The sequence below is a fragment of the Neorhizobium sp. LjRoot104 genome (assembly GCF_964253725.1).
In the GTDB taxonomy this organism is placed as follows: Bacteria; Pseudomonadota; Alphaproteobacteria; order Rhizobiales; family Rhizobiaceae; genus Neorhizobium.
The window spans coordinates 492368-518730 of record NZ_CAXURS020000001.1 but is presented as its reverse complement, the minus strand read 5'-3'; the positions used below and the strand labels follow the sequence as shown (position 1 = coordinate 518730).

Here is a 26363-nt window from a genome sequence, read left to right as displayed (position 1 = left end):
CAGCGCCGAAGGAGCACCCATGAACACCGACCTTCTCAACCTTTTCGACTGCGACGAGACCAAGCTGCGCTCGATCCTCTCCGAGGCGCTTACCGGCGCCGATGACGGCGAGCTCTTCGTGGAACATGCCCAGGCGGAATCGCTGACCTTCGACAATGGCCGCCTGAAGGGCGGTTCCTTCAATACCGACCAGGGCTTTGGCCTGCGCTCGGTCGCCGGCGAGGCGGTCGGGTATGCGCATGCGGGCGAGCTTTCGGCGGCGGCACTTTCGCGCGCCTCCCATGCGGTTCGCGCCGTCACCGCCGGGTATTCCGGCTCCTATGCCGCAGCCCCGCAGCGCACCAACAAGAAATATTACGGCGACGAGAACCCGATCGGATCCCCGAGCTTCGAGGAGAAGGTCAAGCTGCTGACCGATATCGACGCCTATCTGCGCTCCAAGGACGACAAGGTGCGGCAGGTGACGGCCACCGTTTCCGCAAGCTGGCAGGTGGTCGACATCCTGCGCGCCGACGGCCATCGTGTGCAGGACATCCGCCCGATGACCCGCATCAACATTTCCGTCGTCGTCGGTGACGGCGACCGGCAGGAAAGCGGTTCGTTCGGCACCGGCGGCCGCATTGGCTTTGGCGATTTCGTGACCGAAGGCAACTGGCAGACCGGCGCCGACGAGGCGCTGCGCCAGGCGCTGGTCAACCTCACCGCCATCGACGCGCCGGCCGGCACGATGGACGTCGTGCTCGGCTCCGGCTGGCCGGGCGTGATGCTGCACGAGGCGGTCGGCCACGGGCTCGAAGGCGATTTCAACCGCAAGAAGACCTCGGCCTTTGCCGGGCTTCTGGGCGAGATGGTTGCGGCGCCCGGCGTCACGGTCGTCGATGACGGCACGATCGACAACCGCCGCGGCTCGCTGACGATCGACGACGAAGGCACGCCGTCGGCCTACAACGTGCTGATCGAAAACGGCAAGCTGGTCGGCTACATGCAGGATCGCCAGAACGCCCGGCTGATGGGCGTCAACCCAACCGGCAACGGCCGCCGGCAGGGTTATGCCTATACGCCGATGCCGCGGATGACCAACACCTACATGCTCGGCGGCGACAAGAGCCCGGAAGAAATCATCGCCTCGGTGAAGAAGGGCATCTACGCCGTCTCCTTCGGCGGCGGCCAGGTGGACATCACGTCGGGCAAGTTCGTGTTCGGCTGCACCGAGGCCTACATGATCGAGAACGGCAAGATCGGCCCGGCTATCAAGGGCGCCATGCTGATCGGCAACGGTCCGGATGCGATGCGCCGGGTCTCGATGGTCGGCAACGACATGAAGCTCGACACCGGCATCGGCAATTGCGGCAAGGGCGGCCAATGGGTCCCCGTCGGCGTCGGGCAACCGCATCTGCGGATGGATCAGGTGACGGTGGGTGGGACGAAGGCTTGATGACGCCGTTCACAACTCCAGATCGTGAGCTCTTACCTCATTCTCAATCTTAGAGACTAGGCTATCTAATTCGGTCTCCTCGAAAATCTCAGGGCTATTGGGAGCAGTTTCCAAAATTGCTAGCGCTGTTCGATAAGCTTCGTTCAGAGCCACATTGGATGGCGCCCCAACAATAAAATGAGGTTTAAAACGCTCTGCCTCTCCTCCCGCGACGACAGCGGAGAGATGACCCAGCCATTCTCGAGCTTTACTTTTTATGCCGTCCGCATCAGCAAGATCGAAGGAGAGCGACTCATATACATGCCACTGCCCATTTTTCCAGGCATGCTTAAATATGATATCATCTAGTCCGCCACGAATTGACTTCTCTTGGAGTCGTTGGGCAAGGTTACGCTCTTCTAGCATTTGACGAACTGGACGCCAGACATCATCGTCAGTGCGCCGGTTGCGAGAATGCGTATCATACCTGGATACAAAGCGCTCATAAAGGCGATCGACCGTTTCCTCAGCGTGCGAAGTAAGACCAGAACCAGAAGATGACCATTGGAACGAGCTGTAGTCAGCCGGGACAGCTTTGTTTCCGATAGAGACCGCATCACCTTCAGTTTTTAAAAAGCCCGCATTTGCTTCGCTTTTTGCTATACGTTGAAGAGCGCGCCGAATAGCGTACATGGATGACACAAAGGCGCTACGATCAATATCGGGAAATATTCCTTTTAAACGACCAATCGTAGCCCGAGTTTTGAATTTCACCACACCGGTAGATGGCACAAATAACACTACGCCGACGTTAACGAATTCGCCTGTAAGCACATCGTGTACATACCGCAGCAGGGTATAGCTATAAGCCATTTTGCTTGTCATTTTAGCACCCGCCTCACTTCCTCCAAAACAGCATCGATATTATCCCGTGCTGTTTTAATCAATTGGGCCGCATCGACCGCAGAAGACTTGGCATCACTCCATTCAACCGGGAGCACATTCTCATAATCGCCAATTTTGTTGTCAGTTAGTTTTTCCCAAGCCGAACGGATGGATGTGTAATCAATCGAGCGCCCTCTTAAACCCTCTCTAAATATATGGTTTCCATTCGTTTCAAACGACTTAAGGCCACCAATATGCCAAGGCGGCTTCCAACCGATCACAAGTTTATGAGAAAACGCCAACTCGTGATCAAAAATGCGAAGCTCATCTCCACGAACGAGGCAATTCGGATTCCCTAGCCTTCTGTCTGGATTTTGGATAACACAGTCGAATACAAATATTCCGGCAGCGGTGAGCAGCATACTTTCGGAAATCCGGTTGCCAGCGCCCCAGGCTCCGAACTGACCGATCACTAAGCGTGATCCAAAGGCGATTGGCGAACTGTTTTCAGCTTTTACGCGCCTACCTATATCTGGAATAGTAGCGATCCACTCAGGCGTGGTTTCTACAAGAAACGGCTCCGGAACGGGCAGGCATAGATCACCGGCGAGGCATGCGCTAATGACCTCGCGTGCTAAATTAACATTTCCCTGATCACAACCAGCCGAAAATTTCGCTACCACTTCAACTGTATTACCATCCGGCAGCTCACAGGTAATAGCTGAGGGCTGGGTCCGCCCATTTTTGATCGCCGTATCATATTGGATAGGAGAAACACGTCGCAGCACGCTTAGTTTATTCCATCCAGCGCATCTGATTGCCTTAATTTCTGTATACTCGCTTAGATGGAGAAAGTCATCTACCCAAATTTGCCCCGAACCATACCTGCCTTGACACCCAGACCCAAATCCCGGCAGGTGCGGACCATCAGATCCCATCCGCATCACGGCATTTTCCATGGACTCCGCCAATCCGATTTCCGCCTTGCTGGACGCATGGATTCCGGGCCATGAGCCGGCGCAACTCGTGTTTCTTTTCCTTTCGGCCCTGATTGCCGGGCTGGCGCGCGGGTTTTCCGGGTTCGGCGGAGCGCTGATCTTCGTTCCGCTCGCCGGTGCAGCCGTCGGCCCGAAGATCGCCCCTGCCCTGCTGCTCGTCATCGACGGTGTGACGACGCTCGGCATGGTGCCGGACGGCTGGAAGCGCGCCAACCGCCGCGAGGTGGGTACGATGCTGATCGGTACGCTGATCGGCGTGCCGGCCGGCACGACGCTGCTGGCATTGATCGATCCGACGGCGCTCCGGTGGCTGATCTCGGTCGTCGTGCTCTTTCTGCTGATCTTCCTGATTTCCGGCTGGCGTTATCATGGCAAGCCGAAGACGCCGCTGACGATCGGCGTCGGGGCACTTGCCGGCCTGTTCGGCGGCGCGGCGCAACTCTCCGGGCCGCCGGTCGTCGCCTACTGGCTCGGCGGCGCCATCCCGCCGCTCACCGTGCGCGCCAACCTCATCGTCTATTTCGCGCTTGCGACCGTGATCTCCGCCGCGGCCTATGTCATCGGCGGTCTTTTGACGTTCGACGTTCTTGCCCTCGCACTGATCGCCGGGCCGGGTTACGGCTTCGGTGTGATCGCCGGTTCGAGACTGTTCGGTTTTGCCTCCGAAGGCACCTTTCGGCGCATCTGCTTCCTGCTGATCGCCATGGCGGCGATCGTCAGCCTGCCGCTTTTCGACGCCCTGCGGCCCTGACCAAGATCAGGCCCCTGCTTATTCAGCAAGACTTAACTGGTCCGGGGTAGGGTCGCCCTCACCGAAGTAACGTGGGCGTGATCGCGGTGGGGAATACCAGGGAGAGGTTTCAGGCGCTTTGGCGCCGCGATGTCAAACGCCGGCTTGTCGCCGGTGGCCTCGACATGGCCGCAGCACTCGCCCGTGCCGGGATGATGCCCAATGCGCGCGGCCACGGCGCCATCTTTACCCTCCATCATGTGCGGCCGAAACAGAGCCGTCCGCTGCAGCCGAGCGGACATCTGGAAGTGACACCGGATTTCCTCGGCGAAGCGATCGAACGGCTTTCGGCCGAAGGCTACGAGTTCATCCCTTTGAGCGCCGTACCGGCACGGCTTGCCGCGCCGACCAAGCAGCCCTTCGCGGCCTTCACGCTCGACGACGGCTACCGCAACAATGCCGAATACGCGCTGCCCGTATTTGCCCGCCACGGCGTGCCCTTCACGATATTCGTGACCCGCGGGTTCGCCGAGCGAAGCCATTCGCTGTGGTGGGAGACGGTCGCCGAACTGCTCGGGCGCGAGCGGGAAGTGACGTTCGATTTCGGCGGCGGACCTGAAGTCCTCGACCTCACCTCCGAGGCGAGAAAATTCGACGCCTTCGACCGCTTCTCAAGCTATGTCCTGGAAGTGGAAGAGACGGCCGCCGTCTCGCGGATCGATGCGCTGGCGAGAAAACACGGCGTCGATCCGCTGAAGATCACCGCCGACCTGACCATGAATGCCGAGGAGCTCCGCTCGGTCGCCGCCCATCCGCTGGCTTCGCTCGGTGCCCATACGACGAGCCACAGGGCCGTCGCCCGGCTTTCGGCGGAAGACGCCCGCGCAGAGATGAAGCAGTCGGCCGACTGGATCGAGGCCTTGACCGGCGACCGGCCGGACACGATCGCCTATCCCTATGGCAGCCGCGCCGCGGTCTCCGAGCGCGACTACGGCATCGCCAGGGAGCTCGGCTTTTCGGTTGCGGTGACGACGCAGCCCGGCACGCTCTGCGCCAAATACGTGAGCAGGCTCACCGGCCTGCCGCGCATCTCGCTCAACGGCTATTACCAGCAGCCGCGCTACGTCTCGGCACTCGCTTCAGGCATTCCCTTCGCGATCGGGCGGTGAGCTGCCCTCACGGATACATCCTCACCTTCTCCCACGGGCCGTCGGCGACGGCACGGCGGAATTCGATGCGGTCGTGCAGGCGGAACTGGCGGTCGTGCCAGAACTCGATCGACACCGGCCTGATGCGGAAACCGGACCAGTAGGGCGGGCGCGGAATGTCGCCGATCGCGTAGCGGGCGGTGTATTCGGCCACCGATTTTTCGAGCGCGAAGCGGGTTTCGAGCGGCCGGGACTGTTTCGACGCCCAGGCGCCGATGCGGCTGCCGCGGGCGCGCGAGGCGTAGTAGGCGTCCGCCTCGGCATCGCTCACCACCTCCACCTCGCCGCGCAGGCGAACCTGGCGGCGCAGCGATTTCCAGTGGAAACACATCGCCGCCTTTTTCTGGCCGAGGATCTCGCGGCCCTTCTGGCTTTCGAAATTGGTATAGAAGACGAAACCGTTCTCGTCATACCCCTTCAACAGGACCATGCGAACGTTCGGCATGCCGTTTTCATCGACGGTTGCAACCGCCACGGCGTTCGGATCGTTGGGTTCGGAGTTCTCGGCATCCTTCAGCCAGGAACCGAAAAGCGCGAAAGGTTCGTTCTCGGCGGTGAAGTCACCAGTTGTTAACCCGCTCTCAGACATATTGACTAAAATACTCCCAATCTCATGAAAAATGCCCGAGTTTTTCAGTCGGACAGGACGCACGGTGGTAGTGATAGCAAAGTCGAAGAGCCGCACAAAGAGGTCGTTTCTCCTCGGCAGACGGGCAGCCGCCCTCTGCCTTGCAGGGCTTTCGCTTGCCGGTTGTACCAGCAGCCTCGATCTCTTCGGGAGCTCCCCAAAAGTCGACCGGTCGATCGCGACCGGCACGGTGCCTGGCGCGCCCCAGCACACGGGCGCCACGCTTTCCGACGAAGCGACTGTGCGTAACGCCGTCTCCTCGGCCGACCTTGCGAAGGTCGGCGCGGCATCCGTTCCGTGGGCCAACACCGCAACGGGCAGCGCCGGCGTGGTGTCACAGATCCGTGAGGCCCGCAACGGCGAGCAGATCTGCCGCGCCTTCACCACGACGCGGCATTCCTACGAGGGTATCGCCATGTTCTCCGGGCAGACCTGCCTGACCGGCAGCGGCGACTGGATGCTCACCGCCTTCGACCGCCAGTAGTCGCGGTCCACCCCTCCTCCAAAGGCCGACGCGGCCGCGAAGATGCGTATCTGGCGATTCGGCAAATCGTGCCGGAAACCATTCGTTTACCTTAACGAGTGGGAGTGGCGGCCGCGTAACCACTGATTCACAAGTCCTAACATAGGCTCGGCGGATGTAAGCAGTAATCTGTCCGTAACATGAGGAACCGGCGGATGCCTGTCGGAGTTGTGACGAGTATCGGGGGTCCAAGGATCAAGCGGGGGCCTGCCGTTTCAAGTAACCGGTGGTCCCACAATGCGTGATCCCTATTCTCTTCTCGGCGTGAAGCGCAATGCCGAGCCTGATGAAATCAAGGCAGCCTGGCGCGCCAAGGCCAAGACCGTTCATCCCGACCAGAATCAGGACGATCCGTCTGCGACGAGCCGTTTCGCAGAGATCGGCCAGGCCTACGAGGTCCTGAAGGACCCCGAGCGCCGCAAGCGATACGACAAGGCCGCCGAGATGCACCAGACCATCATGCAGCAGCGCAATGCTGCCCGCGAAGCCGCCGAACGTGCCAAGGTCGCCAAGGCCAACGCCGAAAAGGTCATGGAAGAACTCGCCAAGGCCAATGCGCAGAACGCCAAGGCGCAGGCCCAGCCACAGGCGCAGGCTCGCGGCCAATCGCAGGCTCAGGCTCAAGCTCAGAACCAGTCCGGCCCGGCAGGCGAAACGCCCGAGGACATGATCGAGCGCATCTTCGGCGCTGCGGCAGCCGAACAGGCAAAATCTCACCCGACCGGCTCGCCGCAGGCAAATGGCGATTCGGCCGACGCGGCCAAGGCAGAGGCATCCGGCGGCGAAAAGCCTCCCCTGCCCGCCCTTGCCATCGACCTTATCGCCTCCATCGTGCGTCGCTTCCGCGGCACGACGCCGGCACCGGAAAAGGCTCCGGACATTTCCGTCGAAGCGACCGTCACCGTCGAGGATCTGCTGAAGCTCAACACGATCACGCTGAAAATGGCCGACGACCGCGAAGTGCGCCTCGCCTTGGAAAAAGGCATGACGGAAGGCCATGTGGCGCGCCTGAAGGGCCAGGGCCTCAAGCTCACCGGCATGAAATCCGGCGACCTCCTCGCCTCGATCAAGATTGCCCGCGACAGCCGTTTCCGCGTCGAAGGTTTCGATCTCCACACGACCCTGTCGATCTCGCTCGAAGATGCCGTTCTAGGCGGCGATGCCTCGGTCGAGACGCCGGACGGCAATCGCAACATCAGCATTCCGGCCTGGTCCGGCTCCGACCAGACGGTCCGGCTGAACGGCCTTGGCCTCCATGACGATGCCGGCGGCCGCGGCGAGCTGGTGGTCGAACTTCGCGTCGTGCTGTGGGAAAAGCCGAACGAAAAGGTCACCGACCTGATGCGGCACATGCGTCACGGGCTGTATGTCTGAAGACAGCGCCCAATATGACAGTTTTGCGTCGGTATTCACCGCTGCGCACCCTTTGTTACCGCCACTAACACGAGATGATCCAAGTCTGCTTGAACCCTAGAGCCGCCTATGTCATAGGCAGCGTTCATCTAAGGTATCAGGGGACTATGTATGGTTCAGGCTTCCGGCCTCATGGCAGGCAAACGCGGTCTCATCATGGGCGTGGCCAACAACCGTTCGATCGCGTGGGGCATTGCCAAGGCCATCCACAGCCAAGGCGGGGAAGTAGCGTTCACCTACCAGGGCGATGCGCTCAAGAAGCGCGTCGAGCCGCTGGCGGCTGAACTCGGCGCCTTCATGGCCGGCCATTGCGACGTCGGCGACGAATCGACCATCGACGAGGTCTTCGACAATCTCGAAAAACACTGGGGCAAGATCGACTTCCTGGTGCATGCGATCGGCTTTTCCGACAAGGACGAGCTGACCGGCCGCTATGTCGATACCTCGGCGGACAATTTCGCCAAGACCATGCAGATCTCGGTCTATTCCTTTACATCGGTCGCAAGGCGCGCGGAAAAGCTGATGACCGACGGCGGCTCGATGCTGACGCTGACCTATTACGGTGCTGAAAAGGTCATGCCGAACTACAACGTCATGGGCGTCGCCAAGGCGGCACTCGAAGCGAGCGTCAAATATCTCGCCGTCGATCTCGGCCCGAAGAACATCCGCGTTAACGCGATCTCGGCAGGCCCGATCAAGACGCTCGCAGCGTCGGGTATCGGCGACTTCCGCTACATTCTCAAATGGAACGAATACAATGCGCCGCTGCGCCGTACCGTCACCATCGAGGAAGTCGGCGATGTCGGTCTCTACATGCTGTCCGACCTGTCTCGCTCCGTCACCGGCGAAACCCATCACGCCGACAGCGGCTACCATGTCGTCGGCATGAAGGCCGTCGACGCGCCTGATATTTCGGTCATCAAGGACTGATGCTCTTCCAGGGACGTCTGCCGTGCTCATCTACATGATCCGCCACGGGCAGACGGACTGGAATGCCGAAGGCCGGCTCCAGGGCCAGCAGGATATACCGCTCAATGCGCTCGGCCGCTCCCAGGCGACGCGCAACGGCGAGCGGCTGCGCGAGATGATCGGCGCGGCCGACGGGTTCAGCTTCATCGCCAGCCCGCTGTCGCGGACTCGCGAAACCATGGAACGGCTGCGCACCGCCATGGGCCTCGATCCCCTCGCCTATAAGACCGACAAACGGCTGATCGAGGTCTCCTTCGGCGACTGGGAAGGCTACACACTCGATGAAATCGGCCACATTTCTCCGGATCGGCTCAGCGCCCGGGCCGAGCAGAAATGGAGTTTCATCCCGCCGGGCACGTCTGCCGAGAGCTATGAGATCCTCTGCTGGCGGATCGGCGCCTGGCTGCAATCCCTCGACGGCCCGACCGTCTGCGTCAGCCATGGCGGAGTGATCCGCTCGCTCTTCCGACTGATCGGAAACCTCGACGAAGACGAGGCCGCCACCGTTCCGACACCGCAGGACCGCATCCTTGAAGTCGATACCCGCAGCAACCAGATCGAATGGGTCTGACCGTAGCTGAAACGGCGCAACATATATTCTAAATTATACTTCGCTAAGCCTGCAGTATTACTGAACAATCTGCAGATCATCGACGACGCGGCTGCCATCGACAACCGTGTAGAAGACGAGCACTTTGACGCCTGCCTTCAAGCCCTCGAAATTGAATTCCTCAGGCACCTTGTAGGTCTTTCCGTCGTCGAGCGTGAAGTTGAGCGCCTTCGCGTCCACGGCCTTGATCGTGGCTTCGACGTCGGCACTTTGCGCCCAGCTGTTGAGGGGCGAAAAGACGCTGGCCGTGGCAAGCAGAGCAGCAATCAGGATGCGCATGGTCGAAAGCCTTGATGAGGTCGATGATGTCTCGTTTCGAAGCACAGATAGCCTCCTGATTGTGGCGAAAATCGCCCCGCACCATGACATTTTCCGTATAAGTAATGGGCTGATAGTTAACGCTTTTCCAAGATTCGATGCCGCGCGGCGATCGAGCCCCGCCACGTCCGCAAACCATTCATAGTATTCGTACAATAAATCGCGCCAAAGTTTGTAGGGTGTGGTGAAAGCGTAAATTAACCCCCGCCCCATAGGCTGCCCCATCATGCCACAGAGGTTAATGAGAAGGTTTGCGCGCGTGAAATTCTGGCCGTTGTCCGGTTCCAAATCACTGCGCCTCGCGCGCAGCACCAAGGCCCCGACGGCAATCGCATTCGTCATCGCCCTTACGGTGATCTCGATCGGCGTGATCGTCGATCAACGTTATACCGAGGGCTTTCGGAGCGACCTTCGGGCGACGACGGAAAATGTTGCCGGCCTGTTGGCGCGGCGCCTCATTGCACGCGTGGAGACCGACACCGCTGCCGCCGGCCATCTGGTCCACGCCCTGAGGGAAGACGCAGAGGGCTCTGCGGAGGGGTTCAAGCACTACGTTGACAAGGCGCTTGGCGAGGCAGCGCATTTTTCGGGCGTGGCGGTCGCGCCCAATTTCGAGTTTGCCCAGTTCATCACGCGCGACGGCATTGCCGGCGGCATGCCGGGCAAGGTCGGCAGGATCGATATCCCGCGCCTCGCGAACGACCTGAAATCCGTCAGCGGCCGCAACCGCGTATCGCTGCTGAGCGGAAGTCAGGAGGAACACCTGACCCTCGTCGTGCCGGTGCCGAAGGAAGAGGGCGACACCGAGCTGTGGGGCGCCATCGCCGTGCTGATCGACAAGCAGGGCCTGATGGAGGCGTCCGGCGTCACCTTCTCCCCCGCGACGGCGACGAAACCGAACCTGATCAATCTCGAATGGCTGAACGTCGTCTTGCGGGACGCGGACAGGCCGGAATATTTCGCCTTCTTCGGCAATGACTCGATCGAGGACCAGTCTCCGATGAAATGGGCGGTGCCTATCGGCGGCGCCAACTGGACGCTGCTTGCCGCTCCTCGTTCCGGCTGGGACGTCGTGCCGCCCAGCCAGCTGGGGATCCGCCTCGCCATCGTGATTGCCGCACTCGCGATTATCGTGCCGATCTTCGTCGCCACCTCGCTGATTTCGGAGCGCAACCGCAATATCGACGCACTGAAAGTGCGGGAACTCAACCTCATCGAGCTGTCGCAACGTTTCAACCTTGCCATGGAAGCCTCCAATATCGGCATCTGGGAGGTGACGGGCAACAGCAACAGTCTCTTCTGGGACAGCCGCGCCGCCGGGCTGCACGACAAGCCGGCGGCCAGCGAAGGCAATCGTCTCTACGACTGGCTCGGATCGATCTATCCGCCCGATCGGACGGCGGCCGAGACACATTTCATCAACTGCGCCTCCAGCAACACGCCCTGCAGCGAGACCTATCGCGTCCAGTTGCCGGACGGCACGCTGCGATACCTGAGGTCCGCGGGCGCGAACTATCGCAACGCCGACGGCACCCTGCGCACCACCGGTATCGTCTGGGACGTCACCGGCGACGTGGTGATGACGCAGACGCTGCGCAACGCCAAGGAAAATACCGACATCAAGAATGCCGAGCTGGAGCTGGCGCTCGATGAACTGTCGAACCGCGAACAGGACCTGGAAGAGCTGTCGCAGCGCCTCGACCTGGCGCTCGACTCCTACGACTGCGGCATCTGGGAGGCAGACCTGCGCGACAACAGCGCGTTCTGGGACGAGCGGATGCATCAGCTCTACGGGCTCGCCTATAGCGGCCGCCGCACGAGCCGGGAAGACTGGTTGAACTGCCTGCATCCCGACGACCGCGAAGCCGCCGTGAACGCCGCAGACAATTCGGTCGCTGTCGGAGAAAAGCTCAACGCCATCCACCGGATCATGCTGGAAAACGGCCAGATTCGCTATATCCGCTCGGTCGGCCAGGTCCATACGGCGCGCAACGGCATCGCCAAGATCGTCGGCATCGCCTTTGATATCACCGCCGACGTGCTGCTTGCCGACCAGCTCAAGAATGCCAAGGACGAAGCGGAAGCCAAAAACGCCGAACTCGAACTCGCCAAGAGCCGCATCGAGCACAATTCGCTGCACGATCCACTGACGCTGCTGGCCAACCGCCGCAAGCTGGACATGGAACTCGACCGGCTGTCGCGATCCAGCCACAGCGAGCGCCAGAAGTTCTCGATCCTGCATCTCGATCTCGACCGTTTCAAGCAGATCAACGACACGCTCGGCCATGCGGCGGGCGACGCGATGCTCGTGCACGCCTCGCGCATCCTGTCCCGCAACGTCCGCGGCAGCGATATCGTCGCACGTATCGGCGGCGACGAATTCGTGATCCTCGCCACCGGCAATTCCAGCAGCGAAGAGATAGGCCAGCTCGCCCAGCGCATCATTGCGGAATTCCACCAGCCGATCGATTTCGAAGGTTTCGCCTGTCGTTGCGGCGTTTCCATCGGCATCGCCCAGGCAAGCGGCATGAATGTCGATGCCCGCCGCACGCTCGTCAACGCCGATATCGCGCTCTACCGGGCGAAGGGCATGGGCCGCAACCGATACGAATTCTTCACCCAGAACCTGCAGGCCGAGATCGTCAGCCACAAGCGTACCGCCGACGAGGTGCTGGCCGGCATCGACAACGACGAATTCATCACCTTCTACCAGCCGCAGTTCGATGCCCGTACCAGCCAGCTGACCGGTGTCGAGGCCCTTATCCGCTGGAACCATCCGCATCACGGAATTCTGGCACCCGACCGGTTCCTGAAGATTGCCGAAGACCTCAATGTCTCCGCAGCACTCGACCATATCGTGCTCCAGACAGTCCTGAAGGACAAGATGCGCTGGGCGGCACTCGGTGTGCGGGTACCGAAGGTTTCCGTCAACGTTTCTTCCAAGCGCCTGCATGACGAGACGCTGATCGATACACTGCAAACGCTGGCGATCACGCCCGGCGAGATCTCATTCGAGCTGGTGGAATCGATTTTCCTCGACGAGAGCGAAGCATCGGCGGCCGGCAATCTCGAACGGATCAAGGAACTCGGCATCGATATCGAGATCGACGATTTCGGCACCGGCCATACCTCGATCGTCAGCCTTCTGAAGCTGAAGCCGAAGCGGCTGAAGATCGACCGCCAGCTCGTCATGCCGATCCTGACCTCGCCGCAGGAACGGGCGCTGGTGCGCTCGATCATCGACATCGCCCGTTCGCTCGGCGTGGAAACGGTGGCGGAAGGCGTCGAGACGATGCAGCATGCAAGCCTTTTGCGCGAACTCGGCTGCGATCTCTTGCAGGGTTACGCCTTCGCCCGGCCGCTCTCCTTCAACGATTTCACCCAGGCTGCGCATGCTGGCTGGCGCAAGGCCGCCTAGAGCCGGCATTGTTCACCATTCCGGCGCGATCGTTCCGTCAAGAAAGACTTGTCGCCCGGCAACCTTTTCCATATGACAGCCGCGTCAGAAGTTGGCGAAAGGCCAACTCCGCCACAGCTGGTCTTGTCACGCCATGTCGCACAACACGTTCGGTCATCTTTTCCGCGTCACCACCTGGGGTGAGAGCCATGGTCCGGCACTCGGCTGCGTCGTCGACGGCTGCCCGCCCGGCATCCGCTTCACGCTCGCGGAAATCCAGGCCTGGATGGACAAGCGCAAGCCTGGCCAGTCCCGCTTCGTGACGCAGCGGCGCGAGGAGGACATCGTCAAGGTGCTCTCCGGCGTGATGATCGATGCCGACGGCGAGACGATGATCTCGACCGGCACACCGATTTCCATGCTGATCGAGAATACCGACCAGCGCTCCAAGGATTACGGCGAGATCGCCCGCCGCTACCGGCCCGGCCACGCGGACTATACCTATGACGTGAAATACGGCATCCGCGACTATCGCGGCGGTGGCCGTTCTTCCGCCCGCGAGACGGCGGCCCGTGTCGCCGCCGGCGCGCTTGCCCGCAGGGTCGTGCCGGGCCTCAATGTCCGCGCCGCGCTGATCCAGATCGGCAAGCATAAGATCGATCGCGCCAACTGGGATTGGGATCAGGTCGATCAGAACCCGTTCTTCTGCCCGGACGCGGCGATGGTGCCCGTGTGGGAAGATTATCTCGACGGCATCCGCAAGGCCGGATCGTCGATCGGCGCCGTGGTGGAAGTTATCGCCGAGGGTGTTCCCGCCGGCCTCGGCGCTCCCGTCTATGGCAAGCTCGACCAGGATATCGCCAGCCTGCTGATGTCGATCAACGCCGTCAAGGGCGTCGAGATCGGCGACGGCTTCGGTGTCGCAGAACTTTCCGGCGAGGAAGATGCCGACGAGATGCGCATGGGCAATGACGGCCGGCGCATCTTCCTTTCCAACCATGCGGGCGGTATCCTCGGCGGCATCTCGACCGGCGAGGCGGTGGTCGCCCGCTTCGCGATCAAACCGACCTCCTCCATTCTTACCGAGCAGCGCTCGATCGACGTCGATGGCAACAATGTCGAGGTGCGCACCAAAGGTCGCCACGACCCCTGCGTCGGCATCCGCGCCGTGCCGATCGGCGAGGCGATGGTTGCATGCGCGATTGCCGATCACTACCTCCGCGACCGGGCCCAGACGGGCCACAGTCACTCCGGACGACATCTCTAGGAAACGACAGCCATGGCCTATGATCAGAAGCGCGTCGTCGACGCCCTCCGCGCCTTCGAAGCCGGCGAAATCGTCGTCGTAACCGATGACGACGACCGCGAGAACGAAGGCGACCTGATCGTCGCCGCCGTCCACTGCACGCCGGACAAGATGGCCTTCATCGTGCGCCACACGTCCGGCATCGTCTGCGCACCGATGCCGCGCGAGGAGGCCAAACGGCTCAACCTCAACGCCATGGTGGCGGAAAACGACAGCGCCCATACGACGGCCTTCACCGTCACCGTCGATTTCAAGCACGGCACCACGACCGGCATTTCCGCCGAGGACCGGACGCTCACCGTCCGCAATCTCGCCAATCCGAATGTCGGCCCGAGCGACTTCGTGCGGCCCGGCCATATCTTCCCGCTGATCGCCCGCGAAGGCGGGGTGCTGATGCGTTCCGGCCATACGGAAGCGGCCGTCGATCTCTGCAGGCTCGCCGGACTGCCGCCGATCGGCGTCATCTGCGAACTCGTCAACGACGATGGTACCGTGACGCGCGGCCAGCAGGTCACCGACTTTGCCGCCAAACATGGCCTGAAACAGGTTTCCGTCGCCGATCTGATCGCCTATCGCCAGCGCAAGGAAACGCTGATCGAGTTGCAGACGGCCTTTGACGTCGAGACGCCGCACGGCAAGGCAAAGGCGCATGCCTATTCGCTGCCCTGGGATCCGATGCAGCATGTGGCGGTGATCTTCGGCGACATCCGCGACGGCGTCGATATTCCCGTCCGCCTGCATCTCGAAAACGTCACCCGCGACGTATTCGGCACGCAGCGCTCGGTCGATCGTTACATGGCGAAGATCGAGGAAGAAGGCCGCGGCGTGATCATCTACCTGCGCGAAGGTTCGGTCGGCGTCGGCCAGAAGGATCATGGCCGCAAGCTGCGCCAGGACCAGGAGGGCCATGCCGAAGCCCAGGCCCGCGAGAGCGAATGGCTGGAAATCGGCCTCGGCGCGCAGATCCTCAAGGATCTCGGCGTCACCTCGATCAAGCTTTTGACCCGCAGCGAGCGCCACTATGTCGGCCTCGAAGGTTTCGGCATCAAGATCGCCGAAACGGTGATCTGCTGATCACCCTCAATCCTTAGGGTTGCAAAAGGTTTAGGACCGTTTCATCGTCGCTCGTTGTCGGGCGGCGATTTTTCGTGTACGGATAATAGTTGAAGATCATCTGGGATGAGACGAAACGGATTGCGAATATCGAGAAGCACGGTCTCGATTTCGCGGATGTTGGTTTTTTCGGCTGGGAAACGGCCGTGATGGAACGCGGCCATTCCGGCCGCATCAAGGCAATCGGCTATTTCGAAGACGGCACCGCGGTCGTGATTTTTGCGAAGCTGGGGACCGAAGCAATCTCGATAGTCAGCTTCCGTCCGGCCAATACGAAAGAAAAGAGGCTTCTCCAATGGCAATGAAACGTCGGATTTTGAAGGAATTCCAACCGGGTCGTGGCTATACCAAGGAAGATTGGGACGCCGTCGATAGCCCGCCGCTGACCGATGAGGAACTCGCGAGCATGCGGCCGGCCCGCGAAGTCCTGCCGCCGGAATTCTTCGAGGCGATCGACGAGATGCGCCGTGTTCGCGGCCGGCCGAAGCTTGAAGCGCCAAAGGTGGCCGTCACGCTCCGGCTCGATCCGGACGTGCTTGAAAAATTCAAGGCCGGCGGCAAGGACTGGCGAGCCAAGATGGCCGAGGAACTGCGCAAGGCAGCCGGGCTCTGAGGCGACCTACCGGCTTGCGGCCAGGATTTCCGCGATGAAACGGTGAGCCTTGAGTGCATCCTCGCCGGTGACGCGCAGAGGCGCACCGGTTCGAACCGCATCGACGAGATTCCCGATCAGAGCCCGGTGCATCTCGTGGCCGAAGGCCATCGGGTTGGCCCCTGCCCCGCTGCCGGATTTTTCGTCGCCCTCCGTGATGCTCGTGCCATCCACGAAGGCCGCATTGAGCGTGCCGCCAGTGAAGACCGCCGTACCTCGGGTTCCAAGCAATTCAATGCGCTCCGGCAGGCCCGGATAGGCGCAGGTGGTGGCGTTCAACGTGCCGATCGCGCCGTTTTCGAAAGCGAAAGTCGCCGTCACCAGGTCCTCGGTTTCCATCGAATGGATCGGGCTGGTGCGGACGAAGGACGAGACGTCTTTCGGCGTGCCGGCGAAGCTCAACAGCAGGTCGATCGTATGGATGCCCTGGGTGAGCAGCACGCCGCCGCCGTCGCGCGCCATCGTGCCGCGACCCTCGACGTCGTAATAGCTCTGCGGGCGCCAGTTGCGGATCGCGGCGGATGCCTCGATCAACTGGCCCAGCCGGCCGGAGCTGACGATCTCGTCAAGCTTCAGCGCCGCCGAGCGGAAACGGTTCTGCAGGACCATGGCGAGCAGTACGCCCGCATCGCGCGCGGCGTGGACGATTGCTGCCGAGCGTTCAAACGAGATGTCGAGCGGCTTTTCCAAGAGAATATGCTTTTTCGCCGCGGCGCATCGCTGGACGAGTTCCAGGTGACTGCTCGGCGGTGTGAGGATCAGCACGGCCTCGATCGTCCCGTCAGCAAAGATCGCATCGAGATCGCCGGTCACGGGGATCGGGTATTCTGCCGCGAACGCCTCGCGCCGAGCGGCGGTGGGGCTGAAGGCCGCGACGCATTCGATCCGGTCGGACAGGTCGAGCAGGGCGCGGGCATGGTGCCCAGCCGCCATGCCGAGCCCGATCATCGCCACTTTCAATTTTGCCATTTCGTCCTCCCCCTCAAGATCTGTCTTCAGCCGAGAACTTCCAGCGTCCGCATGATGCCGCGCAGTTCCGCCAGACCCTTCAATCGGCCGATGCAGGAATAGCCGGGATTGACGCGTCTGCCTATGTCGTCGACGATCGCGTGGCCGTGGTCGGGCCGCATGGGGATCTGCCAATCCGCTCGACCCTCGGCCTTGCGGCGTTTTTCCTCGGCCATCAGCGCCATGGTGACCCGCACCATGTCGGTATCGCCCTCCAGATGCTCCGCCTCGTGGAAGGAGCCGTCGCCTTCCCTGGTGACGTTGCGCAGGTGGGCGAAATGGATGTCGGAAGCGAACTCCCTGGCCATCGCCACCAGATCGTTTTCCGGGTTGGCGCCGTAGGAGCCGGTGCAGAGGGTGATGCCATTCGAGGGTGACTTCACCGCCGTAAGCAGCGCGCGGGCATCGGACGCCTTGCAGACGACGCGCGGCAGGCCAAAGAGCGGGAACGGCGGATCGTCCGGATGGATCGCCATTTTCACGCCCGCCTCTTCGGCGACCGGGATGATCTCATCTAAGAACGTGAAGAGGTTTTCGCGGAAGCCGCCTTCCTGCAGCTCCTTGTAGATATCCAGCATGCGGTTGAGGCTCTGCCGGTCATAGACGAATTCGCGGGCCGGCACCCATTCGATCAGGTTGCGCTCCAGCCGGGCGAGGTCGCTCTCGCTTGCCGCCTTAAGCCATGCTTGAGCCTTGGCGATGCGGTCGGCCGGGTGATCTGCCTCCGCGCCAGAGCGCTTCAGGATCAACACGTCGTAAGCGCAGAATTCGACGATATCGAAACGCAAAGCCGTACCGCCATGCGGCATCTCGTATTCGAGATCGGTGCGCGTCCAGTCGGTGATCGCCATGAAATTGTAGCAGACCGTCTTGATGCCCGCCCTGGCGACCGCGCGGATCGAGGCCTTGTAGTTGTCGATCAGCTCGCGGTAACGACCGGTGCGGGTTTTGATGTCCTCGTGGACGATGATGCTTTCCACCACCGACCAGGCGAGCCCTGCCTCCTCGATGATCGCCTTGCGTTTGGCGATCTCGTCGTCGGGCCAGATGCGGCCGTCATTTAGGTGATGCAGCGCGCTGACGATGCCGGTCGCGCCCGCCTGTTTCACATGCGAAAGCTTGACCGTATCGTCCGGCCCGAACCAGCGCCAGGTCTGTTCCATTGTCGTTCTGCCTTATCAGTATCAGCCGATCCGCATGCCGGTCGCGGCGTCGAAAAGATGGCTGTTGGTGGGCGCCAGCGCCAGATAAAGCACTTCGCCGGTTTTGATGAAAAGCCGCTCGCGCAGCTGGGCCGAGAATTTCTGGCCGTCGACCGTGCCCTGCACGAAGGTTTCCGAACCTGTCGGCTCGATATTCGTCACCGTCATCGGAATGCCTTCGCCGCCGGAGGCGATGGAGAGGTGCTCGGGCCTGATGCCGTAGGTGACGGCCGCGCCGGCGAGAGCCGGGGCCTCCGAGCCGAGCGGCAGGCGGACGCCGTTTTCGGTCAGCACGGACTTACGATCCTCGGCCACCTTTCCGGAGAGGAAATTCATTGAAGGCGAGCCGATGAAGCTGGCAACGAAGGTGTTGACCGGCCTGTCGTAAAGCTCCAGTGGCGCGCCGACCTGCTCGACGATGCCATCCCGCATCACGACGATCCGGTCGGCCATGGTCATCGCCTCGATCTGGTCGTGGGTGACGTAGACGGTGGTGGTCTTGATGCGGGCGTGGATATCCTTCAGCTCGGCGCGCATCTGCACGCGCAGCTTGGCGTCGAGATTGGAGAGCGGCTCGTCGAACAGGAAGACCTTCGGATTACGCACGATGGCGCGGCCCATGGCGACACGCTGGCGCTGGCCGCCGGAGAGCTGCTTGGGGTAACGCTTGAGGTAGTCGGTCAAGCCGAGGATACGCGCGGCGTCGTTGACGCGCTCGGTGATCTCTTCCTTCGACTTCTTGGCCAGCCGCAGCGAAAAGCCCATGTTTTCGGCGATCGTCATATGCGGATAGAGCGCGTAGTTCTGGAACACCATGGCGATGTCGCGGTTCTTCGGCTCGACTTCGTTGATGACCCGGCCGTCGATGCGGATGGTGCCGCCGGAGATATCTTCCAGCCCGGCGATCATGCGCAGCAGCGTGGACTTGCCGCAGCCGGAGGGGCCGACGAGCACCACGAAAGCGCCGTCCGGCACATCGACCGACACGCCCTTGATGGTCTCGAGGTCGCCATAGGCCTTGCGGACGTTCTGGATTTCAACGGAAGCCATGTATTTATCCTGAAACTGTTCGGGTTTGGGGCTTCAACCGATCTGCGGCGCGGATGGCTGCGAGCAGGCTGAGGCCGGTGTGGTAACCCGGATCGAGATCCGGCGTGGCGGGCACGAAATCGACGGGGCCGTCCCTGGTCATGGTCTGGTAGGCGATCGGCGGCGTGCCGCGCCAGTAGCGCTCGAAGAAGGCGGCATGCGCGGTCTTCCAGACCTTGAGGCTCTCGGCGCTGCCGGTGCGCTCATGGACGAGAGCCGCCGAGCGGATGGTCTCCGGTAGCGACCACCAGGGGCAATAGGGGCTCTGCGCTGCGCCGGTCTTGAGGGACACCGTGAGCGTGATGCCGGGACCGACGAAACCTTTGTCGAAGGACGAGACGAGGATGCGTTCCAGCGTCTCGATCAGGGCCGTGTCGGCGGCGTCGTCGAGATAGTCGAGCGCGAAGCCGACGAACTCGATGCCGTGGCCGACGTTGCAGCTATCTTCCCCGGGGATGTTGCGGAGCAGGCCGGTCGCGGCATCGTAGTGCCGGTCGATGACATGGGCGATGAAGCGGTCGGCATAAGCCAGATGCGCCGTGTGGCCCGCCCGCTTCAGCGTGCCGGCCGCGCCGAGCAGGATCATCCGCGGCCCGAAATCATCGGCCTGGGCCGCAAGGCTGTCGAGCGAGAGCGGGCGGCGTTCATCCATCTGGAAACGGCCGGTTTCGATGGCAGCGATCACCCGGTCGAAATAGGCGAGATGGTCGGCGATTTCCGGCAGGCCGAAGCGGCTGGCGGCCGCCACCAGCCCCTTGGCCACGAAGGCGTCCGAATAGGTGTAGATCAGGGCCGGCTTTTCCTGGGCGTGGACCACGTTCGCCTGATCGGCATAGACGGCTTGCATGTCGCGGTCGTAGCAGAAATAGGCATGGCCATCCGGCTTCTGAAGTGCAGCCAAAAGGCCATGGAGGCGGCGTGCGGCGGCGTCCAGCTTTTCGGCAAGCGGCGGCAGTTCGGTCTCGAAGAACTCGGCGTGACCGATCAGGGCTTCGAGCCCCCGGCCTTGGATCCAGCCATAGGTGTAGTCCGGGCCGCGAACACCGTCTTCCGCACCGTAGTCCTTCAGCGTCAGGCTGTTCTGCTTGGTGTTCAAAAAACCGCCGCCGAGCATCGGCCGCTGCAGCATCCAGTAAAGCGTGCCGGCATTGGCGGCGGCATAGGTGGTGCGCGCCTCTTCGAAGAAATCCATCCTCGTCACTCCTTGAGGCCGGTGCTGGCGACGCCCTGCACGAAATTGCGGCGCAGGATGACGAACAGCAGAATGGACGGAATGAGGACCGTGGCGGAGGCGGCGCTGAGGCGGCCGAGATCGACCGTGAAACCGGTCTGGAACAGCGCCAGCCCGACCTCGATCGTGTAGCTGGTGCGGGTGGTCGCGACGATCATCGGCCAGGCGAAGGCGGTCCAGGCCTGGAAGAAGGCGAGCACGGCGAGAGCGCCAAGCGCGCCGCGCAAGAGCGGCAGGACGATGTGGAGGAAGATCCAGAATTCGCCGGCGCCGTCGATGCGGGCGGCCTCCAGCAGTTCGTCGGGAATCGAGTGGATGACGTTCTGGCGGATCAGGAAGATGCCGAAACTCATCACCAGGTACCCGAGCAGCAGGCCCCAGATGGAATTGAGGATGCCGAGGCTTTTCGCCTGGAAATAGAGCGGGATCATGTAGACCTCGAACGGCACGATGGCGGTTGCGAGGAAGAGCGCGAACAGGATGTTCAGCGTCCGGAAGCGGAATTTGCCGAAGATGTAGCCGGCGATCGCAGACGTCGCGACGATGGCGATGGTCGACATGACAGCGAAGGCGATGCTGTTGCCGATCCAGCGGAGCAGCGGCGTTTCGCCGAGCACCGCCGAAAAATTGGCAATCGTCGGATCACGCGGGATGATGGTCGGCGGCCAGGCCAGCATTTCCGCCGGGGTCTTGAAGGCGTTGGCCACCAGGAAGACCAGCGGCAACAGCATCAGGATCGAGACGACGATGAGGAAGACATCGATCGCGAAATTCGTCATCCGCTTCTTGCGGCGCAGGCGCACGCCCTCGGCAAGCTCTTCGGCAGTCGGTTCGATATAGGTGACGGAATCGGTGGTCATGCCTTGCCCCTTTCCCGCAGCATCGAGAACTGGATGAGCGTCAGCGCCAGCACGATGACCAGAAGCACGACGGCCTCGGAGGCCGCGTAACCGACGCGATAATTGCGGAAACTGTTTTCCAGCATGTCGAGGACCAGCACCCTCACCTGCCGTCCCGGCGCGCCCTGCGCATCGGACGCCAGCACGAAGGCCTGGGCATAGACGTTGAAGCCGGAGACCAGCGTCACGACCGAGACATAGAGGGTGATCGGTTTCAGCATCGGGATCGACAGGTACCAGAAGCTCTGCGGGCCTGAGGCGCCGTCGAGTTTCGCCGCTTCATAAAGCGAGACCGGCAGGTTCTTGAAACCGACGATGTAGATCAGCACCGCATAACCGAGTGCCTGCCAGGAGCAGAGCACGATGATGCAGATGACCGAGAGAACCGGATCGAACAGCCATGACTGCGCCGGGATGCCGAAGAAGGTCAAAAGCGCGTTGAGAGGCCCGAGCCGGGCGTCAAAGATCCATTTCCAGGCCATGGCGGCGGGAACCAGCGACACGACATGCGGAATGAAGATCGCGGTCTCGTAGAAACCGGCCATCCGCGAGCGGGTGCGGTGGAAGATCAGCGCGGCGATGATCAGCGCCATCGGGATCGTCAGCACCAGCACGCCGAAGGCGATGATCGTGGTGTTGAGCAATGCGTCGAGGAACAGGTGGTCGCCCATCAGCTCGCGAAAATTGGCGAGGCCGACGAAGGGCTTGTTCTTCGACAGGATGTCCCACTTGAAAAGGCTGAGCCTCAGCGTGTCGGCGATCGGATAAAGCCGGACATAGGCAAAGACTGCCAGGGTCGGCAAAATCGCAAGGATCGCAAAAATCCATCTTTTGCGCTTCAGCATAAAGTTTGGCCTGTAGACAGCAGGGTTCGGCCGCGGCGCGGGTCGGACCCAGGATCCCCGTTAAAGTGCCCGGAGCGATGATGCCCCGGGCCCATGCGATTGGCGAGTGGTGGCGGCGATTATTTCGCAGCCAGGCCTTCGCGGGCGAGGATGGTGTTCACTTCGTCGCTGGCCTTCTTGAGGAAAGCGTCGATCTTGGCATCGTCGCCGGCCATGGACGCGTCGCCGAAGGCAACGACGAGCTGGGCGGCAACGCGGGTCAGGATCTCTTCGATCGGGCCGATCGACGGCAGCGTGAAGAACTCGTAACCCTTCGGATAGTCGACGAAGGCGGCGAAGGCCGGCTGCTTGGAGGTGACGCTCGAATAATCGATGCCCGAACGGTTCGGCAGCCAGCCGACATTCTGCAGCAGCCAGACGAGGTTTTCCGGCGAATTGGCGGCCTTGGCGAATTCCCAGCCGAGCTTGGCATCGGCGCCCTTGCCGGCGACATAGAGGTTGGTAGGCAGGGCGATGGAACCCTTCGGCAGCGGCGCGGTGGCGTATTTCAGGTCCGGCGCCTTCTTGGCGATATCGCCGATCACCCAGGATTCGCGGATGAACATGGCGGTCTGGCCGCGCTCGAAGGCATCGGCGTCGGCCGGCATTTCCGGGGTCACCGTCTTGGTGGTGAAGATGTTGGTGAGATACTGTTTCAGCGCCTTGCGGCCCGCTTCGTTGGCGAAATTGGGCTTCCACTTGCCGTCACCGGCGGGAACCAGGATCGCGCCGCCATATTGGTGCATGTTGATCCAGAATTTCTCCGCGATGCCCTGGCCACCACCCGAGAGACGCAAGCTCCAGCCGGAGACGGTCGCCTTGCCGGATGCGTCGCGCTTGGTCAGCTTCTCGGCATAGGCGGAATATTCCTCCATGGTCTTCGGCGCGGCAGTCAGCCCCGCAGCCTTGAACATGTCGGTGTTATAGAAGAGTGCACCCTGGCCGCGGAAGAGCGGCACGCCGTAGATCTTGCCGCCCTTGCCTGCGGTATCGCTGAAGAACTTGTCGAAATTCTTCGGGTCCTTCACGAAGGTCGCGATATCGGCCGGCGCTTCCGGCAGAAGGTCGTTTTCGAGGTAACGGGTGGCGGTCGAGCCCGAGAGCTCGATGACCGTCGTGCCGTCCTGGCCGCCGGTAAGGCCGAGTGCCACGCGCTTTTCGTGCTCGCGAAGGGCGATCGCCTCGACCTTCACGTCGAGTTTTGGATAGGCGGCCTTCATGCCCTGGGCGACATGTTCGTAGAACGGCGCCATTTCCGGATAACCGCTCCAGACGGTGAGCGTTTCAGCCGAAACAGTGGTGACGCCGGAGAGAAGCGTAGCGCCGAATGCCGCGCTCATCAGCAGCGCGCGGGTCGAAATCCTGGTCTTGACTGATCTGTTTTTCATGTCCCTGTTCCCTTGTTGTTGTTGACAAAAAGCTCTCATGCAACCGGTTGCGTGTCAAGCATCGGATCGTTTGTGGCAGCTCGTCCGCTCATGCGGCCTCGCTTCCAGCGCAGGTGGTTTTCGCGAGTTCGATGGCGCAGGCCGCAAGCGCTTCCGCCGAGCCCGGCGCGAAGGTTGCCGCCATGCCGTAATAACGGTGCGCCTCGTCCACCTCGTAGCCGCCGAACTGGAATTCGCTGGCGGGCGGGATGTAGCCGGGATTGTCGTCGGCAAAGCCGATGACAAAGGCCGGCTTGTCCGGACCGAGTGCCGCACGAATGGTCAGCGCCGTCTCCGCAAAGATCTCGCCCGGCAGCGCCACGATCGGCACGCCGCCCCAATCGAGGACGGTCACGCGGGCTGCGAGCGGTCCGGGTTTGATGGGCGCAATGTTACGCGCCCAATCGGTCCAGTAACCGAGCAGGTTTTTGCGTGCGGGTTCGGCGCTCAAGGCTTCTTCCCGCCAGCGCTTTTCGAGAATGTTGGGCGCTTCCGTCTCTCGGCGTTCGAAGGCGAGGCTCACCGTGCCATTGCGGGCATGCACCGTGTCCGAAACCGGCTGTTCCGCAGCGCCGAGTGCCGCCTCGGCGACCTTGCGGCCGATCCGTTCGGCAGACGCAAAACTGCGGTCGGGGTTGGCGGCGAGCGAGATCGAGGCATGCGCGGAATGGCCGGTATTGGCGTCGCCGACGCAGCCGGTCATGAACAGGGCGACTGCGCCGGGATGGGCTTCTTCCAGCGCCTGGCGCACGAAATGCGGATAGTCGGCCGTCCAGAGGAGATTGTCGGCCGCCAGCACCACCGGATGGCAGGCATAGGCGATAACGAGAGCGATCATGCCGCCATCGGCGGCACGGATGCGAAGGAGCGGCAAGGAAGCGTCCACGGGTCCGCCCGGATGGCGCCGATTGCGCGCAATCCCCGGATCACTTCCCTGCCCCACGGTGATGGTTGCCGGCCGGCGCGCGGCGGCGGCCTTGTCGATGGCGGCGACGCAAGCGTCTTCCAGCCGCTCCAGGTAGGTCGGGTCGGCGGCGATGCTGAGACGTCCGGCCATGGAAACCGGGCCGCCGTGATTGTGGAGTGCTGCGACCACGACGTTTTCCGCCGGCAGGACGCAACGCTCACGGATGCAGGCGCTCATGGCCGCATCGATGCCGATGACATCGGCGACGACGACCGCCGTGTCCCCGACCACCACGGCACGGGCCGTGAGGGCATCATGGGCGCCTTTGGCCGGCAGCGTGCGGGCCGCGAAGCCGGACATGGAAAGGCCAGGCGGCGGGGTGATATCGACGATGGCGGCTCCAGCCCGGATCATGCGCAGTAAGCTTTCTCGCCGTGGACCCAGGCTTCCCGCACCTTCAGTTCACCCGCCCCTTCAGGCCATTCGAAGCGGATGAGATCGGCGCGGGCGCCGACTTCCAGCTGGCCGCGCCCGGCGACGAAGCGGCCGGGGTTTCGGGTTGCAAGCAGAAGCGCATCGGCGAGTGGAAGGCCCGCCATCTGCGACGCGATCGCAATGTTGGCAGACAATGGCAGGCTGGCGCCGGCGAGATACGGCGTGCCGGCAACGCTGATGCGGCCTTCGGGAGACACTTCGACACGGCCGCCGACGGGCTGGTCGTAGATGCCGGCGGGCATGCCGGCGAGCGCCACCATGTCGGAGACCAGGATCGCCCGGTCCAGGCCCTTGGCGCGCAGCATCGCCTTGAACGTATCGGCCGGCAGGTGCCAGCCGTCGGCGATGAAGCTTGCCGCCAGCCGGTCGTCGGCGAGCTGCGCCCAGATGAAATTCGGATGGCGCGGCAGCATGGCGGCAGCACCATTGCCGAGATGGGTGGAGAGGACCGCGCCCGCTTCCGCCGCCGCATGGATTTCATCTGCCGTCGCGGCTGTGTGGCCGAGCGCCACGTGGACGCGCCTCGCCGTCAGCGCCCGGATGTATTCGAGGCTTCCCTCGTGTTCAGGCGCGATCGTCACCACCGAAACCAGATTGCCGGAAACCTGCTGCCAGCGATCGAATTCTGTGATCGACGGCGGGCGGACATGGGCGAGCGGATGGGCGCCGCGCGGACCATCCTTGTCCGAGATAGACGGGCCTTCGACATGGATGCCCGGCACCATTTCGGCAATCAGCTGGTGGCCGGCGCGGATCCTTGCGATATCGGCGAGCGCCTGGAGGATCGAGGTCTCCGACGCCGTGATGATGGTCGGCAGCCAAGTGGTGACGCCGACGCTCAGCATTTCCTCGCAGAGCGAGAGGAGGATGTTGGCGGTGACTTCGCCGTTGTTAAGGTCGAAGCCGCGATAACCGTTGACCTGCAGGTCGATCAGCCCGGCGGAGAGATAAAGCGGGCTGGTGTTTTCCACTGGGCGAATGGCGGCAATCGTGCCGTCGGCGATGTCGATCGCAAAACCTTTGCCGGTGCGGGGATCGATACCGTCGACGACCATGG

25 protein-coding genes are annotated in these 26363 nt (G+C 62.2%); 12 read left to right on the top strand and 13 right to left on the bottom strand.

Annotation, left to right across the window (positions count from 1 at the left end):
* Window positions 1-19 precede the first annotated feature (19 nt).
* A complete protein-coding gene (gene tldD, locus ACSQ8R_RS02460) occupies window positions 20-1435 on the top strand; it encodes a metalloprotease TldD (RefSeq protein ID WP_436251924.1) in 1416 nt (471 codons plus the stop codon).
* A 9-nt stretch (window positions 1436-1444) separates the two neighbouring features.
* Here tldD and ACSQ8R_RS02455 read toward each other — a convergent pair whose 3' ends face one another.
* Both ACSQ8R_RS02455 and ACSQ8R_RS02450 read right to left on the bottom strand, forming a co-directional pair.
* On the bottom strand, window positions 1445-2299 hold the full coding sequence (locus tag ACSQ8R_RS02455; protein WP_436251923.1) for a DUF3037 domain-containing protein: 855 nt from the start codon (window positions 2297-2299) through the stop codon (window positions 1445-1447).
* On the bottom strand, window positions 2296-3258 hold the full coding sequence (locus ACSQ8R_RS02450) for a HipA family kinase (protein ID WP_436251922.1): 963 nt from the start codon (window positions 3256-3258) through the stop codon (window positions 2296-2298). The genes ACSQ8R_RS02455 and ACSQ8R_RS02450 overlap by 4 nt, the downstream gene beginning before the upstream one ends.
* On the opposite strand from ACSQ8R_RS02450, the gene ACSQ8R_RS02445 reads away from it, so the two are divergent.
* Complete coding sequence (locus ACSQ8R_RS02445; RefSeq protein WP_436251921.1) at window positions 3257-4048, top strand: sulfite exporter TauE/SafE family protein; 792 nt, start codon at window positions 3257-3259, stop codon at window positions 4046-4048. The genes ACSQ8R_RS02450 and ACSQ8R_RS02445 overlap by 2 nt on opposite strands.
* Before the next feature lie 164 nt (window positions 4049-4212).
* Window positions 4213-5196 carry a polysaccharide deacetylase family protein gene (locus ACSQ8R_RS02440; protein ID WP_436255353.1) on the top strand — a complete coding sequence of 328 codons (984 nt, stop codon included), beginning with the start codon at window positions 4213-4215 and terminating at the stop codon, window positions 5194-5196.
* Window positions 5197-5203: 7 nt separating this feature from the next.
* Here the strand turns inward: ACSQ8R_RS02440 and pdxH are convergent, their stop codons facing one another.
* Window positions 5204-5824, bottom strand: coding sequence for a pyridoxamine 5'-phosphate oxidase (gene pdxH / locus ACSQ8R_RS02435; RefSeq protein ID WP_436251920.1), 621 nt, complete (start codon window positions 5822-5824; stop codon window positions 5204-5206).
* Window positions 5825-5888: 64 nt separating this feature from the next.
* Here pdxH and ACSQ8R_RS02430 point away from each other — a divergent pair, with 64 nt between their 5' ends.
* The 4 genes from ACSQ8R_RS02430 (at window position 5889) to ACSQ8R_RS02415 (ending at window position 9339) form a co-directional block, all read left to right on the top strand.
* Complete coding sequence (locus ACSQ8R_RS02430) at window positions 5889-6347, top strand: RT0821/Lpp0805 family surface protein (RefSeq protein WP_436251919.1); 459 nt, start codon at window positions 5889-5891, stop codon at window positions 6345-6347.
* A 276-nt stretch (window positions 6348-6623) separates the two neighbouring features.
* Window positions 6624-7760 carry a DnaJ C-terminal domain-containing protein gene (locus ACSQ8R_RS02425; protein ID WP_436251918.1) on the top strand — a complete coding sequence of 379 codons (1137 nt, stop codon included), beginning with the start codon at window positions 6624-6626 and terminating at the stop codon, window positions 7758-7760.
* Window positions 7761-7910: 150 nt separating this feature from the next.
* A complete protein-coding gene (fabI, locus tag ACSQ8R_RS02420) occupies window positions 7911-8729 on the top strand; it encodes an enoyl-ACP reductase FabI (protein ID WP_436251917.1) in 819 nt (272 codons plus the stop codon).
* 22 nt (window positions 8730-8751) lie between these two features.
* Window positions 8752-9339 carry a histidine phosphatase family protein gene (locus ACSQ8R_RS02415; protein ID WP_436251916.1) on the top strand — a complete coding sequence of 196 codons (588 nt, stop codon included), beginning with the start codon at window positions 8752-8754 and terminating at the stop codon, window positions 9337-9339.
* A gap of 57 nt (window positions 9340-9396) precedes the next feature.
* On the opposite strand, the gene ACSQ8R_RS02410 is transcribed toward ACSQ8R_RS02415, so the two are convergent.
* Window positions 9397-9657: a DUF1344 domain-containing protein gene (locus ACSQ8R_RS02410; RefSeq protein ID WP_436251915.1), complete on the bottom strand. Its 261-nt coding sequence runs from the start codon at window positions 9655-9657 to the stop codon at window positions 9397-9399.
* Window positions 9658-9955: 298 nt separating this feature from the next.
* Here ACSQ8R_RS02410 and ACSQ8R_RS02405 point away from each other — a divergent pair, with 298 nt between their 5' ends.
* From ACSQ8R_RS02405 to ACSQ8R_RS02385, 5 genes are all read left to right on the top strand, one after another.
* Window positions 9956-13114, top strand: coding sequence for a bifunctional diguanylate cyclase/phosphodiesterase (locus ACSQ8R_RS02405; RefSeq protein WP_436251914.1), 3159 nt, complete (start codon window positions 9956-9958; stop codon window positions 13112-13114).
* A gap of 133 nt (window positions 13115-13247) precedes the next feature.
* The gene (gene aroC / locus ACSQ8R_RS02400) at window positions 13248-14360 is read left to right on the top strand and encodes a chorismate synthase (RefSeq protein WP_436251913.1); all 1113 of its coding nucleotides are present in this window, start codon (window positions 13248-13250) and stop codon (window positions 14358-14360) included.
* 12 nt (window positions 14361-14372) lie between these two features.
* A complete protein-coding gene (gene ribB, locus ACSQ8R_RS02395; RefSeq protein WP_038584252.1) occupies window positions 14373-15473 on the top strand; it encodes a 3,4-dihydroxy-2-butanone-4-phosphate synthase in 1101 nt (366 codons plus the stop codon).
* Between the two features lie 89 nt (window positions 15474-15562).
* Window positions 15563-15817: a BrnT family toxin gene (locus ACSQ8R_RS02390; protein WP_436251912.1), complete on the top strand. Its 255-nt coding sequence runs from the start codon at window positions 15563-15565 to the stop codon at window positions 15815-15817.
* Entirely contained in the window at window positions 15808-16125 is a 318-nt protein-coding gene (locus ACSQ8R_RS02385) for a BrnA antitoxin family protein (RefSeq protein ID WP_436251911.1), read from the top strand. Before ACSQ8R_RS02390 ends, ACSQ8R_RS02385 begins: the two co-directional genes overlap by 10 nt.
* 6 nt (window positions 16126-16131) lie before the next feature.
* Here the strand turns inward: ACSQ8R_RS02385 and ACSQ8R_RS02380 are convergent, their stop codons facing one another.
* From ACSQ8R_RS02380 to ACSQ8R_RS02340, 9 genes are all read right to left on the bottom strand, one after another.
* On the bottom strand, window positions 16132-17133 hold the full coding sequence (locus ACSQ8R_RS02380; protein WP_436251910.1) for a Gfo/Idh/MocA family protein: 1002 nt from the start codon (window positions 17131-17133) through the stop codon (window positions 16132-16134).
* Between the two features lie 26 nt (window positions 17134-17159).
* Window positions 17160-18335 (bottom strand): mannonate dehydratase, encoded by a 1176-nt coding sequence (uxuA, locus tag ACSQ8R_RS02375; RefSeq protein ID WP_436251909.1) that lies wholly within the window; start codon window positions 18333-18335, stop codon window positions 17160-17162.
* A gap of 21 nt (window positions 18336-18356) precedes the next feature.
* Window positions 18357-19424, bottom strand: a complete 1068-nt coding sequence (locus tag ACSQ8R_RS02370; RefSeq protein WP_436251908.1) for an ABC transporter ATP-binding protein — start codon at window positions 19422-19424, stop codon at window positions 18357-18359.
* A gap of 4 nt (window positions 19425-19428) precedes the next feature.
* The gene (locus ACSQ8R_RS02365; RefSeq protein ID WP_436251907.1) at window positions 19429-20655 is read right to left on the bottom strand and encodes a hypothetical protein; all 1227 of its coding nucleotides are present in this window, start codon (window positions 20653-20655) and stop codon (window positions 19429-19431) included.
* A 5-nt stretch (window positions 20656-20660) separates the two neighbouring features.
* Window positions 20661-21554 (bottom strand): carbohydrate ABC transporter permease, encoded by an 894-nt coding sequence (locus tag ACSQ8R_RS02360; RefSeq protein ID WP_436251906.1) that lies wholly within the window; start codon window positions 21552-21554, stop codon window positions 20661-20663.
* Window positions 21551-22438: a carbohydrate ABC transporter permease gene (locus tag ACSQ8R_RS02355; protein ID WP_436251905.1), complete on the bottom strand. Its 888-nt coding sequence runs from the start codon at window positions 22436-22438 to the stop codon at window positions 21551-21553. The genes ACSQ8R_RS02360 and ACSQ8R_RS02355 overlap by 4 nt, the downstream gene beginning before the upstream one ends.
* Before the next feature lie 119 nt (window positions 22439-22557).
* On the bottom strand, window positions 22558-23865 hold the full coding sequence (locus tag ACSQ8R_RS02350; protein ID WP_436251904.1) for an extracellular solute-binding protein: 1308 nt from the start codon (window positions 23863-23865) through the stop codon (window positions 22558-22560).
* Between the two features lie 88 nt (window positions 23866-23953).
* Entirely contained in the window at window positions 23954-25225 is a 1272-nt protein-coding gene (locus tag ACSQ8R_RS02345) for a neutral/alkaline non-lysosomal ceramidase N-terminal domain-containing protein (RefSeq protein ID WP_436251903.1), read from the bottom strand.
* Window positions 25222-26361: an N-acetylglucosamine-6-phosphate deacetylase gene (locus tag ACSQ8R_RS02340; protein WP_436251902.1), complete on the bottom strand. Its 1140-nt coding sequence runs from the start codon at window positions 26359-26361 to the stop codon at window positions 25222-25224. The genes ACSQ8R_RS02345 and ACSQ8R_RS02340 overlap by 4 nt, the downstream gene beginning before the upstream one ends.
* Between the last annotated feature and the right edge of the window lie 2 nt (window positions 26362-26363).

What these genes read in the sequence shown, in the direction of transcription:
- pdxH (WP_436251920.1), bottom strand. Translation starts at nt 5,824, where the DNA reads ATGTCTGAGAGCGGGTTAACAACTGGTGACTTCACCGCCGAGAACGAA.
- aroC (WP_436251913.1), top strand. Translation starts at nt 13,248, where the DNA reads ATGTCGCACAACACGTTCGGTCATCTTTTCCGCGTCACCACCTGGGGT.
- uxuA (WP_436251909.1), bottom strand. Translation starts at nt 18,335, where the DNA reads ATGGAACAGACCTGGCGCTGGTTCGGGCCGGACGATACGGTCAAGCTT.
- ribB (WP_038584252.1), top strand. Translation starts at nt 14,373, where the DNA reads ATGGCCTATGATCAGAAGCGCGTCGTCGACGCCCTCCGCGCCTTCGAA.
- ACSQ8R_RS02455 (WP_436251923.1), bottom strand. Translation starts at nt 2,299, where the DNA reads ATGACAAGCAAAATGGCTTATAGCTATACCCTGCTGCGGTATGTACAC.
- ACSQ8R_RS02440 (WP_436255353.1), top strand. Translation starts at nt 4,213, where the DNA reads ATGGCCGCAGCACTCGCCCGTGCCGGGATGATGCCCAATGCGCGCGGC.
- fabI (WP_436251917.1), top strand. Translation starts at nt 7,911, where the DNA reads ATGGTTCAGGCTTCCGGCCTCATGGCAGGCAAACGCGGTCTCATCATG.
- ACSQ8R_RS02445 (WP_436251921.1), top strand. Translation starts at nt 3,257, where the DNA reads ATGGACTCCGCCAATCCGATTTCCGCCTTGCTGGACGCATGGATTCCG.
- ACSQ8R_RS02380 (WP_436251910.1), bottom strand. Translation starts at nt 17,133, where the DNA reads ATGGCAAAATTGAAAGTGGCGATGATCGGGCTCGGCATGGCGGCTGGG.
- ACSQ8R_RS02450 (WP_436251922.1), bottom strand. Translation starts at nt 3,258, where the DNA reads ATGGAAAATGCCGTGATGCGGATGGGATCTGATGGTCCGCACCTGCCG.
- ACSQ8R_RS02410 (WP_436251915.1), bottom strand. Translation starts at nt 9,657, where the DNA reads ATGCGCATCCTGATTGCTGCTCTGCTTGCCACGGCCAGCGTCTTTTCG.
- ACSQ8R_RS02365 (WP_436251907.1), bottom strand. Translation starts at nt 20,655, where the DNA reads ATGGATTTCTTCGAAGAGGCGCGCACCACCTATGCCGCCGCCAATGCC.
- ACSQ8R_RS02360 (WP_436251906.1), bottom strand. Translation starts at nt 21,554, where the DNA reads ATGACCACCGATTCCGTCACCTATATCGAACCGACTGCCGAAGAGCTT.
- tldD (WP_436251924.1), top strand. Translation starts at nt 20, where the DNA reads ATGAACACCGACCTTCTCAACCTTTTCGACTGCGACGAGACCAAGCTG.
- ACSQ8R_RS02370 (WP_436251908.1), bottom strand. Translation starts at nt 19,424, where the DNA reads ATGGCTTCCGTTGAAATCCAGAACGTCCGCAAGGCCTATGGCGACCTC.
- ACSQ8R_RS02385 (WP_436251911.1), top strand. Translation starts at nt 15,808, where the DNA reads ATGGCAATGAAACGTCGGATTTTGAAGGAATTCCAACCGGGTCGTGGC.
- ACSQ8R_RS02350 (WP_436251904.1), bottom strand. Translation starts at nt 23,865, where the DNA reads ATGAAAAACAGATCAGTCAAGACCAGGATTTCGACCCGCGCGCTGCTG.
- ACSQ8R_RS02340 (WP_436251902.1), bottom strand. Translation starts at nt 26,361, where the DNA reads ATGGTCGTCGACGGTATCGATCCCCGCACCGGCAAAGGTTTTGCGATC.
- ACSQ8R_RS02355 (WP_436251905.1), bottom strand. Translation starts at nt 22,438, where the DNA reads ATGCTGAAGCGCAAAAGATGGATTTTTGCGATCCTTGCGATTTTGCCG.
- ACSQ8R_RS02425 (WP_436251918.1), top strand. Translation starts at nt 6,624, where the DNA reads ATGCGTGATCCCTATTCTCTTCTCGGCGTGAAGCGCAATGCCGAGCCT.
- ACSQ8R_RS02345 (WP_436251903.1), bottom strand. Translation starts at nt 25,225, where the DNA reads ATGATCCGGGCTGGAGCCGCCATCGTCGATATCACCCCGCCGCCTGGC.